Source organism: Pseudomonas sp. SMV71 (assembly GCF_052042015.1).
In the GTDB taxonomy this organism is placed as follows: Bacteria; Pseudomonadota; Gammaproteobacteria; order Pseudomonadales; family Pseudomonadaceae; genus Aquipseudomonas.
On sequence record NZ_JBKGGU010000006.1, the window covers coordinates 12,788 to 28,010 of the forward strand.

The 15,223-nt window shown below is 62.1% G+C and carries 15 protein-coding genes; 10 read left to right on the forward strand and 5 right to left on the reverse strand.

Features of this window, described 5'->3' with window-relative positions:
* Positions 1 to 105 precede the first annotated feature (105 nt).
* Positions 106 to 1,632, forward strand: coding sequence for a CoA-acylating methylmalonate-semialdehyde dehydrogenase (locus ACLEJQ_RS07275; RefSeq protein ID WP_440793564.1), 1,527 nt, complete (start codon positions 106 to 108; stop codon positions 1,630 to 1,632).
* A 10-nt stretch (positions 1,633 to 1,642) separates the two neighbouring features.
* Positions 1,643 to 2,530, forward strand: coding sequence for a 3-hydroxyisobutyrate dehydrogenase (mmsB, locus tag ACLEJQ_RS07280; protein ID WP_440793565.1), 888 nt, complete (start codon positions 1,643 to 1,645; stop codon positions 2,528 to 2,530).
* A gap of 206 nt (positions 2,531 to 2,736) precedes the next feature.
* Here the strand turns inward: mmsB and ACLEJQ_RS07285 are convergent, their stop codons facing one another.
* Both ACLEJQ_RS07285 and ACLEJQ_RS07290 read right to left on the reverse strand, forming a co-directional pair.
* Positions 2,737 to 3,081, reverse strand: a complete 345-nt coding sequence (locus tag ACLEJQ_RS07285; RefSeq protein WP_039592382.1) for a cupin domain-containing protein — start codon at positions 3,079 to 3,081, stop codon at positions 2,737 to 2,739.
* A gap of 100 nt (positions 3,082 to 3,181) precedes the next feature.
* Positions 3,182 to 4,063: a LysR substrate-binding domain-containing protein gene (locus ACLEJQ_RS07290; RefSeq protein ID WP_440793568.1), complete on the reverse strand. Its 882-nt coding sequence runs from the start codon at positions 4,061 to 4,063 to the stop codon at positions 3,182 to 3,184.
* Between the two features lie 234 nt (positions 4,064 to 4,297).
* Here ACLEJQ_RS07290 and ACLEJQ_RS07295 point away from each other — a divergent pair, with 234 nt between their 5' ends.
* Positions 4,298 to 5,062, forward strand: coding sequence for a sulfite exporter TauE/SafE family protein (locus tag ACLEJQ_RS07295; RefSeq protein ID WP_440793570.1), 765 nt, complete (start codon positions 4,298 to 4,300; stop codon positions 5,060 to 5,062).
* Here the strand turns inward: ACLEJQ_RS07295 and ACLEJQ_RS07300 are convergent.
* On the reverse strand, positions 5,052 to 5,366 hold the full coding sequence (locus ACLEJQ_RS07300) for a putative quinol monooxygenase (RefSeq protein WP_245138817.1): 315 nt from the start codon (positions 5,364 to 5,366) through the stop codon (positions 5,052 to 5,054). The two genes, ACLEJQ_RS07295 and ACLEJQ_RS07300, sit on opposite strands and share 11 nt — an antisense overlap.
* A gap of 198 nt (positions 5,367 to 5,564) precedes the next feature.
* Here ACLEJQ_RS07300 and ACLEJQ_RS07305 point away from each other — a divergent pair, with 198 nt between their 5' ends.
* The 3 genes from ACLEJQ_RS07305 (at position 5,565) to ACLEJQ_RS07315 (ending at position 8,271) form a co-directional block, all read left to right on the forward strand.
* Positions 5,565 to 6,155, forward strand: coding sequence for an NAD(P)H-dependent oxidoreductase (locus ACLEJQ_RS07305; protein ID WP_440793572.1), 591 nt, complete (start codon positions 5,565 to 5,567; stop codon positions 6,153 to 6,155).
* A gap of 208 nt (positions 6,156 to 6,363) precedes the next feature.
* Positions 6,364 to 7,275, forward strand: a complete 912-nt coding sequence (locus ACLEJQ_RS07310) for a LysR substrate-binding domain-containing protein (protein ID WP_440793574.1) — start codon at positions 6,364 to 6,366, stop codon at positions 7,273 to 7,275.
* Positions 7,276 to 7,377: 102 nt separating this feature from the next.
* Entirely contained in the window at positions 7,378 to 8,271 is an 894-nt protein-coding gene (locus ACLEJQ_RS07315; RefSeq protein ID WP_440793576.1) for an NAD-dependent epimerase/dehydratase family protein, read from the forward strand.
* Positions 8,272 to 8,334: 63 nt separating this feature from the next.
* Here ACLEJQ_RS07315 and ACLEJQ_RS07320 read toward each other — a convergent pair whose 3' ends face one another.
* Positions 8,335 to 9,780: a SulP family inorganic anion transporter gene (locus tag ACLEJQ_RS07320; protein WP_440793577.1), complete on the reverse strand. Its 1,446-nt coding sequence runs from the start codon at positions 9,778 to 9,780 to the stop codon at positions 8,335 to 8,337.
* Positions 9,781 to 10,135: 355 nt separating this feature from the next.
* Here ACLEJQ_RS07320 and ACLEJQ_RS07325 point away from each other — a divergent pair, with 355 nt between their 5' ends.
* The 4 genes from ACLEJQ_RS07325 to ACLEJQ_RS07340 all read left to right on the forward strand — a co-directional run bounded on the left by ACLEJQ_RS07325 (position 10,136) and on the right by ACLEJQ_RS07340 (position 14,431).
* Positions 10,136 to 11,485, forward strand: coding sequence for a GntT/GntP/DsdX family permease (locus ACLEJQ_RS07325; protein WP_440793579.1), 1,350 nt, complete (start codon positions 10,136 to 10,138; stop codon positions 11,483 to 11,485).
* A gap of 27 nt (positions 11,486 to 11,512) precedes the next feature.
* On the forward strand, positions 11,513 to 12,373 hold the full coding sequence (locus tag ACLEJQ_RS07330) for a MurR/RpiR family transcriptional regulator (RefSeq protein ID WP_440793581.1): 861 nt from the start codon (positions 11,513 to 11,515) through the stop codon (positions 12,371 to 12,373).
* 1 nt (position 12,374) lies between these two features.
* A complete protein-coding gene (locus tag ACLEJQ_RS07335) occupies positions 12,375 to 13,823 on the forward strand; it encodes an N-acyl-D-amino-acid deacylase family protein (RefSeq protein WP_440793583.1) in 1,449 nt (482 codons plus the stop codon).
* A gap of 239 nt (positions 13,824 to 14,062) precedes the next feature.
* Positions 14,063 to 14,431 (forward strand): glyoxalase superfamily protein, encoded by a 369-nt coding sequence (locus tag ACLEJQ_RS07340; protein WP_440793585.1) that lies wholly within the window; start codon positions 14,063 to 14,065, stop codon positions 14,429 to 14,431.
* A 19-nt stretch (positions 14,432 to 14,450) separates the two neighbouring features.
* Here the strand turns inward: ACLEJQ_RS07340 and ACLEJQ_RS07345 are convergent, their stop codons facing one another.
* Positions 14,451 to 15,221 (reverse strand): hypothetical protein, encoded by a 771-nt coding sequence (locus ACLEJQ_RS07345; protein ID WP_440793586.1) that lies wholly within the window; start codon positions 15,219 to 15,221, stop codon positions 14,451 to 14,453.
* Positions 15,222 to 15,223 lie beyond the last annotated feature (2 nt).

Genomic DNA, 15,223 nt, shown 5'->3' on the forward strand with positions numbered 1-15,223 from the left:
AAGTTTGCACATCTATACTCCAGAAACCGTCTTATCGCCAAGGTGTTCGCGCACCTTGGTTCCGGCTGAACAGCGCTCTCTATAAGAACAATCCCGGAGGCCAGCATGAACGTTTCCCTTACGCCCAACGACACTGCCCTGCACACCGTCAAACTGCTGATCGATGGTGAGTGGGTTCAATCCCAGTCCGATGAATGGCATGACATCGTCAACCCTGCTACTCAGGAGGTTCTGGCGAAGGTCCCGTTTGCCACGGCATCGGAAGTCGACGCCGCTATCGCCGCTGCCCAGCGTGCCTTCCAGACCTGGAAGCTGACGCCCATCGGTGCGCGGATGCGCATCATGCTCAAGCTCCAGGCGCTGATCCGCGAGCATTCCAAACGTATTGCCGCCGTGCTGAGCGCCGAGCAGGGCAAGACCATCGCCGATGCCGAGGGCGATATTTTCCGTGGCTTGGAAGTGGTCGAGCACGCCTGTTCCATCGGCACCCTACAGATGGGCGAATTCGCCGAGAACGTTGCCGGGGGCGTGGACACATATACGTTGCGCCAGCCGATCGGCGTGTGTGCAGGCATCACGCCGTTCAACTTCCCGGCGATGATTCCCCTGTGGATGTTCCCGATGGCCATCGCGTGCGGTAACACCTTTGTGCTTAAGCCGTCGGAACAGGACCCACTGTCAACGATGTTGCTGGTGGAACTGGCGATCGAGGCCGGCGTGCCGGCGGGTGTGCTCAACGTGGTGCATGGCGGCAAGGACGTGGTGGATGCGCTGTGCACCCACAAAGACATCAAGGCGGTGTCCTTCGTCGGTTCGACTGCGGTTGGCACCCACGTGTATGACCTCGCGGGACGTCATGGCAAGCGCGTGCAGTCGATGATGGGCGCCAAGAACCACGCGGTGGTGTTGCCCGATGCCAACCGTGAGCAAACCCTCAATGCCTTGGTCGGCGCCGGTTTCGGTGCGGCGGGCCAGCGTTGCATGGCCACCTCGGTGGTGGTGATGGTAGGCGCGGCCAGACAGTGGCTGCCGGAGCTCAAGGCCCTGGCGCAGAAGCTCAAGGTCAATGCCGGCAGCGAGCCGGGCACGGACGTCGGGCCAGTGATTTCCAAACGGGCCAAGGCGCGGATCCTGGAGTTGATCGAGAGCGGCGTGAAGGCAGGGGCGAAGCTGGAGCTCGATGGTCGTGATGTCAGCGTACCGGGCTACGAGCAAGGCAACTTCGTCGGCCCGACGTTGTTTTCCGGCGTGACGACCGACATGCGCATCTACACCGAGGAAATTTTCGGGCCGGTGCTGGTGGTGCTGGAAGTCGACACGCTGGATGAGGCCATTGCACTGGTCAACGCCAATCCGTTCGGCAACGGCACGGGCCTGTTCACCCAGAGCGGTGCGGCGGCGCGCAAATTCCAGAGCGAAATCGACGTCGGCCAGGTGGGGATCAACATCCCGATCCCGGTGCCAGTGCCATTCTTCAGCTTCACCGGTTCGCGCGGATCGAAACTTGGCGACCTGGGTCCCTACGGCAAACAGGTGGTGCAGTTCTACACTCAGACCAAGACCGTCACCGCGCGCTGGTTCGATGATGACAGCGTCAATGACGGCGTGAACACCACCATCAATCTGCGTTAAGGAGCCGGACATGAACATCGCATTTATCGGTCTGGGCAACATGGGCGCCCCCATGGCACGCAACCTGCTCAAGGCTGGCCATTCGTTGAACCTGTTCGACCTGAACCAGACGGTGTTGGCTGAGTTGGCGGCATTGGGCGGCACTGTCAGCGCCTCGCCGCGTGACGCGGCCCAAGGCGCAGCGCTGGTGATCACCATGCTGCCGGCCGCTGCTCACGTACGCAGTGTCTGGCTGGGTGAAGATGGCGTTCTGGCAGGCATCGCCGCTGGCACGCCAGCCGTGGATTGCAGCACCATCGATCCACAGACCGCTCGTGATGTCGCCGCTGCCGCCGCCAGTCAAGGCGTGGCGATGGCCGATGCGCCCGTCTCGGGTGGCACTGGCGGCGCGGCGGCCGGTACGTTGACCTTCATGGTCGGTGCCACCGCTGAGTTGTTCGCCACTTTGCAACCGGTTCTGGCACAGATGGGCCGCAACATCGTGCATTGCGGTGAAGTCGGTACCGGGCAGATCGCCAAGATCTGCAACAACCTGTTGCTGGGGATTTCCATGGTCGGCGTCAGCGAAGCCATGGCTCTGGGCGATGCCCTGGGCATCGACACCCAGGTGCTGGCCGGGATCATCAACAGTTCGACGGGGCGTTGCTGGAGCTCGGACACCTACAACCCTTGGCCGGGCGTGATCGAGACGGCACCCGCGTCCCGTGGCTACACCGGTGGTTTTGGCGCGGACCTGATGCTCAAGGACCTGGGCCTGGCAACCGAAGCCGCACGGCAGGTCCGTCAGCCGGTGGTGCTCGGCGCCGTGGCGCAGCAGTTGTATCAAGCGATGAGCCAGCGGGGCGAGGGTGGCAAGGACTTTTCGGCGATTGTTAACAGCTATCGCAAGCCGCAGTAACCACCGTCCTTGATTGTGCCGAGGAGCTTTTGGCGAGGGAGCTTGCTCCCGCTGGACCGGGCTGGCGCTCCAGTGCGCAGCGCTCCCAAAAACCAGGGCCGCTGCGCAGCCCAGCGGGAGCAAGCGCCCTCGCCACAGGGACCGCGCAAGCATATTGAGGTTTGTTTTCCGAGAGCCCACATCGGATGGCCTCTCGGATTTTTTCTTCAGGCAAACACGAAATATTTGCGCACGGTCTCGACCACTTCCCACGTGCCCTTCATACCAGGCTCGACGACAAAGATATCACCGGCGCGCAGATGGATCGGTTCCATGCCGTCCGGGGTGATCACGCAGTAGCCTTCCTGGAAATGGCAGTATTCCCACTTCACATAATCCACGCGCCATTTGCCGGGGGTGCAGATCCAGGTGCCCATGATCTTGCTGCCATCTTCGCTGGTGTAGGCGTTGAGGTTGACGGTGTGTGGGTCGCCTTCGAGTTTTTCCCATTTGCAGGCGTCGAGTACGGGCAACGGATGGGTATCGCGCAGGACAGTGATGGGTGCGGTCATGGGGGCTCCGAAAATGCGGGCAGAAGAGAGCAGGCACCCTAACGCGCCAATGGGGCATGAGAGTGTCTATGCTCGACATCGGCTTGCCCAGGAGCGCGCTTCAGTCCGCCAGATGCCGGGCCAGTGCCTTGGCATAGGCGGGCAGGCCTTCGAAGTTGCGGGCGCAGAGCAGCAGCGCCCGATGGGCCCAGGCCTCCTGCAATGCAACGACTTGATACGACGGCCCTGGCGGACGACGGTCGACGGCGGCCTTCGGCACGACGGCGATGCCGGCGCCGTGGGCGACCATGCGGATCACGCCGTCGAAACCGTCGGCGCGGATGCGGATCTGCATGCGCATCCCGGTGTGCAGCGCTTGCTCTTCGAGATAGATGGCCAGGGCACTGGAGGCATCCAGGCCGACATAGTCGTAACGCAGGGTCTCGCTGAAACTCGGCGTGTGAGCGTCAGCCAAGGGGTGCCCAGAGGGTAGGATCAATACCAACGGATCATCGCGAAACGGCCAGGTCTGAAGGCCAGCGGTATCGACAGCGTCGGAAACGATCCCCAGATCCGCCGCGCCCTGGCGTAACGCATGGGTGATTCGCGCACTCGGCAATTGCTGAAGGTCGATGTCGAGGTTCGGGTGATCTTTCAAGAAACCGGCCAGTGGTTCGGGCAGGTATTCGGTCATGGCGCTGGTGTTGCACAGCAGCCGGACCCGGCCTTTGACGCCTCGGGCGTACTCGGCCAGGTCCTGTTGCAAGTGTTCGGCGTGTTGCAGCAAGACTCGCGCATGTTGCGCCAGGGCCTTGCCGGCAGGCGTCGGGGTGACGCCGCGCCGACCGCGTTCGAGCAGGTCGATGCCCAGGGATGCCTCCAGGGCACGGACTCGCGCACTGGCCGCAGGCAGGGACAAATGACTGCGACCGGCACCGGCGGTGATGTTGCCGGTGTCGAGGATGTTCAGAAAGAGGCGCAGGTCGGTGAGGTCGAAGTGCATGGGCGATGAGATCCTTGTGCCGGGTTTCGGGGGGGCCTCGTAAGCCGCTATCGCGAGCAGGCTCGCTCCCACAGAAGCGTGCATTTACTCTGAAGGAACCGAACAATGTGGGAGCGAGCCTGCTCGCGATAGTGGCGGCCGCATCAGCAAAGAAATCCAGCCTCTTGCTGGGTAAGAGGCACGCTCAGTATATGCCAGATTTAAAACCCACCCGGCAAGGCGCACGATAGCGCCATGGACACTCTCATCGTTTTCTATCAGAACCTCGGCCTGGCGCTTTCCCTGCTGGTCATCGCCACCTTTCTGCTCGCCGGCACGATCAAGGGGGTGATCGGCCTCGGCCTGCCAACCATTTCCATGGGCTTGCTTGGTCTGGCTATGGCGCCGGCACAGGCTGCTGCCTTGCTCATTATCCCGGCGACCTTGACCAATCTCTGGCAGCTGGCTTTCGGTGGGCATCTGCGAACCTTGATCTGGCGCCTGTGGCCGCTACTGCTGGCGATTTTCATCGGCACCGGCCTCGGTACGCTGTGGCTCGGCATGGTGGGAGGGACCTGGGTGGTGCGAGCCTTGGGCGGAGCATTGTTGGTGTATGCGCTGAGCGGGTTGTGCCTGCCAACGCTGCGGATTGCGCCACGGGCCGAGCGGTGGCTGGCCCCGCTCTGCGGTGTACTCACAGGCGTCATTACCTCGGCCACCGGCGTGTTCGTCATTCCAGCGGTGCCGTACCTGCAAGCGCTGGCCTTGAGCAAGGATGAGCTGGTGCAAGCCCTGGGGTTGTCGTTCACCGTTTCCACCCTGGCCCTGGCCGCCGGCCTGCTGTGGCGCGGCGCCCTGGGTGGCGGTGAACTGAGCGCTTCGTTGCTGGCACTGCTACCGGCACTGGTCGGGATGTGGTTGGGGCAGTGGTTGCGTCAGCGGATCAGTGCCGTGTTGTTCAAGCGGGTATTTTTCATCGGCCTGGGCGTGCTCGGCGGCCACCTGCTGATCAGCGGCTAGCCGACGACGGGCTGAGCATGTCGACTCGGCGGATCTCGAAATCGCGCTCCAGATAATCCATGCGTTGCTCGAAAAACTGCTTCATGTGCGGCAGGTTCGAGTGCACGTCCAGGTGCGCCTGGGATGCCCAGATCTCGTAGAAGATAAACAGCGTCGGGTCCTGTTGGTCCCGCAGCATGTGGTATTCGATGCAGCCGGGCTCGGCGCGGCTCGGTTCGACGTAGGCGCGGAACAGCGCTTCGAAAGCTTCGGCTTTTTCCGGACGGGTCTTGGCGTGAAGGATGAAACCATGCAGGTCGCTCATCGAGTTGAATCCTTGAAATGAAGGGACACCGAATTTTACGGCAAGAATAAGATGTCTATTCGTGCGTATGAATCAAAACATTTTTGCTCTTTCGGTGGTTATTCCGCGCGAGGCTGATCGATATCCTGCCGCCATCATTTTTCAACCTTCCATCCGGTGAAAGGCCAACGGCCCACCGGGAACCTGATGAGGCCTCTGATGAAAAAAGTCCTGTTGCTCAACGGCGGCAAACAATTCGCCCACTCCGACGGCCGCTACAACGCAACGCTGCACGACGCCGCTGTCAGTGTGCTGGACCGTGGCGGTCTCGATGTGAAGACCACCTTCATCGACGGCGGCTACGACATCAAGGAAGAGGTCGCCAAGTTTCTCTGGGCCGACGTGATCATCTACCAGATGCCGGGCTGGTGGATGGGCGCGCCATGGACCGTGAAAAAGTACATCGACGAAGTCTTCACCGAGGGCCACGGCAGCCTCTATGCCAGCGACGGTCGTACGCGCTCCGATGCTTCGCAGAAATACGGCAGCGGCGGCTTGGTGCAGGGCAAGCAGTACATGTTGTCCCTGACCTGGAACGCCCCGCAGCAAGCCTTCGACGACCCGACCGATTTCTTCGAAGCCAAGGGCGTGGACGCGGTGTATTTTCCCTTTCACAAGGCCAACCAGTTCCTGGGCATGACCACTCTGCCGACCTTCCTGTGCGTGGACGTGATGAAGCGTCCGAATATCGAGGCGGATGTGGCGCGGTATGAGCAGCATTTGATTGAGGTGTTCGGCCTTTCGCGGTAACCGGCTACTATCGGGTCTTACCCGAAGGCAAAGATGCACCCAGGGCGGGAGCACTTTATGGCGAGGGACCTTGCTCCCGCTCGGCCGGGCTGGCGCTCCAGCGCGCAGCGGCCGCTTTTTTCGGGCCTGCTACGCAGTCCAGCGGGAGCAAGCTCCCTCGCCACAAAGGCTGCCTGGCTCCCGTTGTGCATTTGATGAGAGGACAGCTGTGAAAGCCAGATCCGACGAATTGCAGATTTTCGTCTGCGTGATCGAGTGCGGGTCGATTTCCGCCGCCGCCGAACAGGTCGGACAGACGCCGTCGGCGGTCAGCCGCACGTTATCGCGCCTTGAAGCCAAGCTCGACACCACCCTGATCAACCGCACCACGCGGCGCATGGACCTGACCGAGGAAGGCAAGTATTTCTTCGAGCAGGCCAAGGGCATCCTCGACCAGATGGACCAGTTGGAAGAACGCCTGTCGTCGCGCCAGAAACACCCCGCCGGACGTTTGCGGATCAACGCGGCCTCACCCTTCATGCTGCACGCCATCGTCCCGCACATCGAAGAGTTCCGCAGGCTTTATCCGGACATTCAGCTCGAACTCAACAGCAACGACCTGATCATCGACCTGCTGGAGCAAAGCACTGACGTCGCCATTCGCATCGGCACCCTCACCGACTCGACGCTGCATGCGCGGTCATTGGGATGCAGTCCGTTGCACATCCTGGCGAGCCCCGAATATTTGAAGCAACACGGCACGCCGTCGACCGTTGCCGAGCTGACGGACCACGCGTTGCTGGGTTTTGCCCAGAATGACGGCCTCAACCAATGGCCGCTGCGCCATATTCATGGTGACCGCTGGCCGATCCAGCCGGCCATCAGCGCTTCCAGCGGCGAAACCGTGCGCCACCTGGCGTTGCAGGGGCAGGGCATTGCCTGCCTGTCGGATTTCATGACTCGCGATGACATCCAGGCCGGGCGGCTGAAGGTGTTGCTGGCGCATGCCAACAGCGGATACCGCCAGCCGATCAACGCGGTGTACTACCGCAACTCCCAGCTGGCCTTGCGCATCCAATGCTTCCTGGACTTTATCCAAGGCAAGCTCGCCGAATATGCCTCGCGTGATTTCAAAGGCTGATTCGTGACTTTGCGGCAAGAGTGATTTGGGCAAGGTGCCCTGTTTCGTCAGGGATAGGTCCTCGATACTCCTCTCATCACTGATTCAGCCAAGGAGTTATCCATGAACGTATTCATCACCGGCGCCGCCGGTTTCATTGGCGGTTCCATCGCCACCGGGCTCGTGCAAGCCGGGCATCAGGTCACCGGTCTGGTACGTAGCGCCGAACAGGCGAACGAACTGACCGCGCTGGGCATCCGGCCGGTCATCGGCACTCTTGAAGACAGCGCACTGCTGGGCGAACAGGCGCGTGCCGCCGATGCCGTCATCAATGCGGCCAGCAGCGATCACCGTGGTGCCGCCGAAGCCCTGGTCGAGGCGCTCAAGGGGTCGAACAAGGTGCTGTTGCACACCAGCGGCTCGAGCATCGTTGGCGATGCTTCGGGCGGTCGGGCCAGCGATGACGTCTACCAGGAAGACAACCTGCCGCAACCCTCTGCCGACAAAGCGGCCCGGGTCGCGATCGACAACTTGATCCTGGACGCGGCAAAGCACGGCGTGAATTCGGCGGTGATCTGCAACACCTTGATCTACGGCCACAGCCTGGGCGTCAAGCGTGACAGCGTGCAACTGCCGCGCTTGCTCAAGCAGGCACGTAGAAGTGGGGTGGTGAGGCATGTCGGGCCGGGGCAAAACATTTGGTCCAACGTGCACATCGAGGATGTGGTCGAGTTGTACAAGCTGGCCCTGGTCCACAATGTGCCGGGCACGTTCTACTTCGTCGAAAGTGGCGAAGCCTCGTTCATCGACATGACCACTGCCATGGCCCGGGCGCTGAACCTTGGCCAACCCCAGGACTGGCCGCTGGCCGATGCTGAAGCCGAGTGGGGCTACGAAATGGCCAACTACGGCCTCGGCTCCAATAGCCGAGTACGCGGCAAGCACGCCCGCGAGCTGCTGGGCTGGACGCCGAAGCGGACCTCGGTGGTGGAGTGGATTCTTCACGAGATGGTGTAAGGGGTAAAAAGTCCCTAACTCACTGCAATCCCCTGTGGGAGCGAGCTCGCTCCCACAGTTTTATTAGTCGTGATGCACACCCGCACGCTTGAGCATCTGCTTGCAGCGGTCGGACAAGTGGAACACCCGCAGGTGCTTGCCGGCCTTGCTGTAGCGCTCGCGCAGGGTCTTGAGCGCGGTGATGGCCGAGTAGTCGACGAAGCTCAGGTGGCGGCAGTCCAGGGTCACAAGGGGTGGGTCGTTGGCCGGGTCGAACTGGTTGAGAAATGGCGTCGTCGAGGCGAAGAACAAGGTGCCGTGCAGGCGATAGAGTTTGCTCCCATCGTTTTCAAGGTGCGTGTCGGCGTACAGCTCCCGAGCTTGTTGCCAAGCGAAGTTGAGGGCTGCGATGACGATGCCGCAGAGCACGGCAATCGCCAGGTCGGTAAACACCGTGATGACCGTCACCGCGATGATCACCAGCACATCATTGACCGGCACTTTGTTGATCACCCGCAGCGAGGCCCAGGCAAACGTCTGCTGTGCCACCACGAACATCACCCCCACCAGCGCGGCGAGCGGGATGCGTTCGATCAGCGGCGACAGGAACAACACGAATAGCAGCACCATCACCCCGGCCACCACGCCGGACAATCGCCCGCGCCCACCGGAACTCAAGTTGATCATCGTCTGGCCGATCATCGCGCAACCGCCCATGCCGCCCAGCAGTCCGGAGGCCATGTTGGCAGCGCCCAGCGCGACGCACTCGCGGTCCGGATAGCCGCGGCTCTCGGTGATTTCATCGGTCAGGTTCAGGGTCAGCAAGGTTTCCAGCAAACCCACCAGTGCCATGATCAGCGCATAAGGCGCGACGATCTGCAGGGTTTCCAGGTTCCACGGGATGTCCGGCCAGGCAAGGCTCGGCAAGCCGCCGGCGATATGTGCCATGTCGCCGAGGGTGCGGGTGGGCAGGCCGAGCAGGTACACCGCCAGACCAACACCGAGGATTGCCACCAAGGCCGGAGGCACGCTGCGGGTCAGGCGCGGCAACAGATAGACGATGGCCATGGTCAGTACCACCAGCCCGATCATCAGGTACAACGGGCCACCGCTCAGCCAGGCCTCGCCGTTCTTGAAATGCTCCAGTTGCGCCAGTGCGATGACTATCGCCAGGCCGTTGACGAAACCAAGCATCACCGGATGCGGCACCATGCGTATCAGCTTGCCCAGCCGCAACAGCCCGAACGCCATCATGATCAACCCGCCCAGCAGCACCGTGGCCAACAGATATTGCACGCCGTGCTGCACCACCAGCGCCACGATCACCACCGCCATCGACCCCGCCGCGCCCGAGACCATGCCCGGACGACCGCCGAACAGGGCGGTCAGCGTGCAAATGATGAAGGCGCCATACAGCCCCATCAGTGGGTTGAGATGGGCGACCAGAGCGAAGGCGATGCATTCGGGGAGCAGGGCGAAAGACGTGGTGAGGCCGGCGAGGGCATCGGCGCGAAGGCGTGCTGGTTTCATGATTTACCTGAGTGGGCGCCGGTGGAATGTCGGCTGCCGGAGGAGTGGTTGCAAGAGCAGATGGGAATGGTACGGAAATTCCCCAGTGGGAGCGAGCTTGCTCGCGATGCGGTTGGATCCGTCGATATCGATGTCGGCTGACCCGCCGCAATCGCGAGCAGGCTCGCTCCCACAGGGTCCGGTACTAGGGACGAAAATTCGGTGGTGGATTTTCATCGGCACTGTGTCGCGATGTCCGTCAGCGACATTTCTTGTCTGGGTACGAAAATAACTTTCAATGGGTTTGAGGATTCTTCGTGGAAATGCTTTATGAGTTTCACAACTCATAGATGTGACCCTGTTCGAGGAGTCCCGCATGGCACCTGCTTTCGGATACTGGCTATTGGTCTACGCGGCCATTGCCATCATTGCCCTGATCGTTCTGATCGCCCGATACCGGCTCAATCCGTTCATCGTGATTACCCTGGTGTCGATTGGCCTGGCACTGCTGGCCGGGATGCCGCCGTCGGGTGTCGTAGGGGCTTACGAGGCGGGCGTGGGCAAGACGCTGGGGCATATCGCGCTGGTGGTGGCGTTGGGCACGATGCTTGGCAAGATGATGGCCGAATCCGGCGGGGCCGAGCGCATGGCGCAAACGCTGATCGAACGCTTCGGCGAGCGCAATGCCCATTGGGCCATGGTGTGCATCGCGTTCCTGGTGGGGCTGCCGTTGTTTTTCGAAGTGGGTTTCGTGCTGCTGGTACCCATCGCTTTCACAGTCGCCCGGCGGGTGGGAGTATCGATCCTCATGGTCGGGCTGCCGATGGTTGCCGGACTGTCGGTGGTCCATGCGCTGGTACCGCCGCATCCCGCTGCCATGCTGGCGGTGCAGGCGTTCCAGGCGTCGGTGGGGCAGACCTTGCTTTACGCGATCCTGATCGGAATTCCCACGGCGATCATCGCCGGGCCCCTGTACGCCAAGTTCATCGTGCCGCGCATCCAGCTACCGGCCGATAACCCGCTGGAGCGGCAGTTTCTCGACCGTGAACCGCGTGCCCGGTTGCCGGGTTTCGGCGTGACCCTCGGGACGATCCTGTTGCCGGTGGTGCTGATGCTCATCGGCGGCTGGGCCAACCTGATCTCCACGCCCGGCAGCGGCTTGAACCAGTTCCTGTTGTTCATCGGCAACTCAGTGATCGCCTTGCTGCTGGCGACCATCCTCAGTTTCTGGACCCTCGGCCTGGCCCAGGGCTTCAATCGCGAGTCGATCCTCAAGTTCACCAATGAGTGCCTGGCACCGACCGCCAGCATCACCCTGCTGGTGGGCGCCGGCGGCGGCTTGAACCGGATCCTGGTGGACGCCGGTGTCACCCAGCAAATCGTCGGGCTGGCCCAGGAGTTCCAGCTGTCACCGTTGGTCATGGGCTGGCTGTTCGCCGCGCTGATGCGCGTCGCCACGGGCTCGGCCACGGTGGCGATGACCACGGCCTCCGGCATTGTCGCGCCGGTGGCGATCGGCCTGGGCTATCCGCATCCCGAGCTGCTGGTGCTGGCGACCGGGGCCGGGTCGGTGATCTTTTCCCACGTCAACGACGGCGGCTTCTGGCTGATCAAGGAATACTTCAATATGACCGTTGCACAAACCTTCAAGACCTGGACGGTGCTCGAAACGCTGATTTCCGTGGTCGCGTTCGGCCTGACCCTCGGGCTTGCCCGTTTGCTCTGAGCACAACGCAACCACACAGGAGCCGTCATGGACATCCTCTACCAGATCCGCTCCCGCCAGGATTCCTTCAGCGCCGGCGAAGGAAGAATCGCCCGGCTGATGCTTGACGACGTAGGATTTGCCGCTTCGGCCAGCCTCGATGAACTGGCCCAGCGGGCGGACGTCAGCAGCGCCACGCTGTCGCGTTTTGCCCGGACCGTCGGTTGCCGGGACCTGCGGGACCTGCGTCTGCAACTGGCTCAGGCCAGCGGCGTCGGCAGTCGCTTTCTCGACCCGGCCGGCGCGCCCGAGCAATCGGCGTTCTACGGGCAGATCGTGGGCGATATCGAGTCGACCCTGCGTCAGCACCTGTCGGCGTTCGAAGAGCCCCGCTTTGCCGACGCCGTTCGGCTGCTGGGCAAGGCACGAATGGTCCACGCGTTCGGGCTCGGTGGCTGGTCGGCGCTCTGCAGTGAGGAATTGCAGGTGCGCCTGGTGCGTTTCGGCTATCCGATTGCCGCATGCCGCGACCCGGTGATGATGCGCATCACCGCCACGTCGCTGAGCGAGCAACATCTGGTCATCGCCTGCTCGCTCACCGGCATTACCCCGGAACTGCTTGGCGCCGTCGAACTGGCCCGCAGTTATGGTGCGGCAATCCTGGCGATTACCCGCGCCGACTCACCGCTCGCCCGACTGGCCGATGTGGTGCTACCCCTGCAGGGCGCCGAAACCTCATTCATCTATAAACCCACGGCGGCGCGCTACGGCATGCTGCTGGCAATCGATGTGCTCGCCACCGAGCTTGCATTGGCAAATCCCGAAGACAATCAAGAGCGCCTGCGGCGAGTCAAACTCGCCCTGGACGACTACCGCGGCGGCGATGATGAGTTGCCGCTGGGAGACTGACATGCAGTACGACACACTGATCCGCAATGCGCTGCTCATCGATGGCAGCGACACCCCCGGCTACCCTGCCGATGTCGCGATTCGCGCCGGTCGCATCGAGCGCATTGGCGATCTGGGCGGCGCCCGGGCCGTCGAAGAAATCGACGCCGCCGGCCGGGTGCTGGCGCCGGGTTTCATCGATGTGCACACCCACGACGACACGGTGGTGATTCGCCAACCGCAGATGCTGCCCAAACTCAGCCAGGGCGTGACAACGGTGATCGTCGGCAACTGCGGCATCAGCGCCTCGCCGGTGAGCCTGCGCGGCGATCCGCCGGACCCGATGAACCTGCTCGGCCCCGCGTCGGCGTTCGCCTATCCACGCTTCAGCGTTTATCGCGACGCGGTAGAGGCGGCCGCACCCGCGGTCAACGTCGCTGCGCTGGTGGGCCACACCGCGTTGCGCAGCAACCACATGGACGATCTGTTGCGCACCGCCAGCGCAGCAGAGATCGCCGCCATGCGCCGGCAACTGCGCGAAAGTCTTCAGGACGGTGCGTTGGGGTTGTCCACCGGCCTGGCCTACGCCAACGCGTTTTGCGCGTCCACCGATGAAGTCATGCAACTGACTGAAGAATTGAACGCATTCGGCGCGATCTACACCACCCACCTGCGCAGCGAATTCGAACCAGTGCTCGAAGCCATGGACGAAGCGTTCCAGATTGGTCGGCACGCCCGCAGCCCAGTGATCATTTCCCACCTCAAGTGTGCGGGTGTCGGCAATTGGGGGCGTAGTCCTCAAGTACTCGCGGCGCTGGAAAACGCTGCAAAAAATCATCCGGTCGGCTGTGACTGCTATCCCTACGCGGCCAGCTCTTCGACCCTGGACCTCAAGCAGGTGACCGACGCCCATCCCATCACTATCACTTGGTCGACGCCGCATCCGCAGATGGGCGGCCGCGACCTTATCGATATCGCCGCTGAATGGAACGTGTCGCTGCTGGACGCGGCGCAACGTCTGCAACCGGCCGGCGCGGTGTATTACGGCATGGACGAATCCGACGTGCGAAAGATCCTCGCCCATCCGTTATCCGTGGTCGGTTCCGACGGTTTGCCCGAAGACCCGTTTCCCCATCCCCGGTTGTGGGGCGCTTTCCCACGGGTGTTGGGACACTTCAGTCGCGACGTCGGGATTTTTCCGCTGCACACCGCCGTGCATAAGATGACCGGTCTATCGGCATCCCGCTTCGGTCTGAAGGAGCGCGGTGAAATCCGTGAAGGGCACTGGGCCGACCTGGTGTTGTTCAATCCACAGACCATTCGTGACGTCGCCGATTTCATCGAACCGCAACGGGCAGCCGAAGGCATTGATGGCGTGTGGGTCAACGGCGTCCTGAGTTATGGCGAAGGCCAGGCGAATGGACGCCGGGGAGGACGATTCCTGGCGCGGGAACGACACTCAGGTCTATGACTCGGTGTGGCGAGGGAGCTTGCTCCCGCTGGGGTGCGAAGCAGCCCTGTAGTTACACGGCAGGGGACGCTGGCGCGTCCAGCGGGAGCAAGCTCCCTCGCCACGGGTTCGTTGGAGCGTCCCAAGTGCAGTGTTATACGGGGTGGTGATGGCACTGCGATATTAAAGAACCCGGCGCCAAGGCCGAAGCACTGGGTTCAACCCGTTTGAACGGGGACTTTTCAGCCAGGGAGCAACCCATGCGCTTCGGTAAAACCACTCCGATCCTGCGGATCTTCGATGAGGCCAAGGCGATGGAGTTCTACGTCGATTTCCTGGGCTTCAACGTCGACTGGCAACACCGCTTTGGCGACAACTTCCCGCTCTACCTGCAAGTGTCCCGCGGCGATTGTGTGCTGCACCTGTCCGAGCATCACGGCGATTGCACACCGGGTTCGGCGCTGCGTATCGAAACGGATGAGCTCGAAGCGTTCCAGCAGCAATTGCAGGCCAGGCAGTACCGCTACGCGCATCCGCAGATCCAGGCGATGCCCTGGGGGACCCAGGAACTGACCGTGACCGATCCGTTCGGGAACCGGTTGGTATTCATCCACACGATCAGTGCCTGAGTCCTGAACGGCCCACGTGCTAAGGTCGCGGAATTGACTGGACGTGATCGTTGTACATCTCATAGTTCCTGGGATGGCGCTGCGTGGGAATATTTACGTTTTCGGGAATGATCCCGCTGCAGTTGAAACAGGCGATGAACGGTTCCGGTTGGGCCACACCGGTGATTTTTTCGGTGAACAGGTACGTGTCCGAAAGCACTCGCTCGGCCTGGCCCGGATAAAGCGCAACGACGTCGTTCAGTACCCGGACTTCCCCATGCGCCCCCGGCCCACCGGCGCGCACGGGGATGATGCCGTTGCAGAGTTCGATGTGTCTGGCGATGAGGTTCTGGGTATGTGGCTGGAGCTCCGACAGGGCATCGACGGTCCTGCTCAGCGTGGGTTCGCGTTTGAGCAACTCGGGATCTACTTCGAGTCTGTAGACCGGGTCGTTTTTTGTCGCACGGTAGCGTTCGGCCAGGTCGCTCAGGTATTCGTTGGTATCGCCGATCCTGTAACTGCCGAAGTTCAGGTAGAAATTGTCGCTTTTAGCGCTGCCGTCGTAATGGGGGTCCACACCGCGATAACCCGTCGGGCCGGATTTGGGACCGGAAAGGTTGTGGTACTCGTAGAGCGCCACCGGCTTGCCATCCGGGGTATCGCCGGTCACGCCAAACGAGTGGACCACCAGGTCCTTGCGCTTTGTCTTGCTCAAGCCTGGGGGCGGACGCAAGGCCAGGTTGAGTACGGCGTTTTCTCGGTCGTCACCGGCCGTTCTCCTGGACGGCAGGGTCGAGGGAGATTGCATCATCG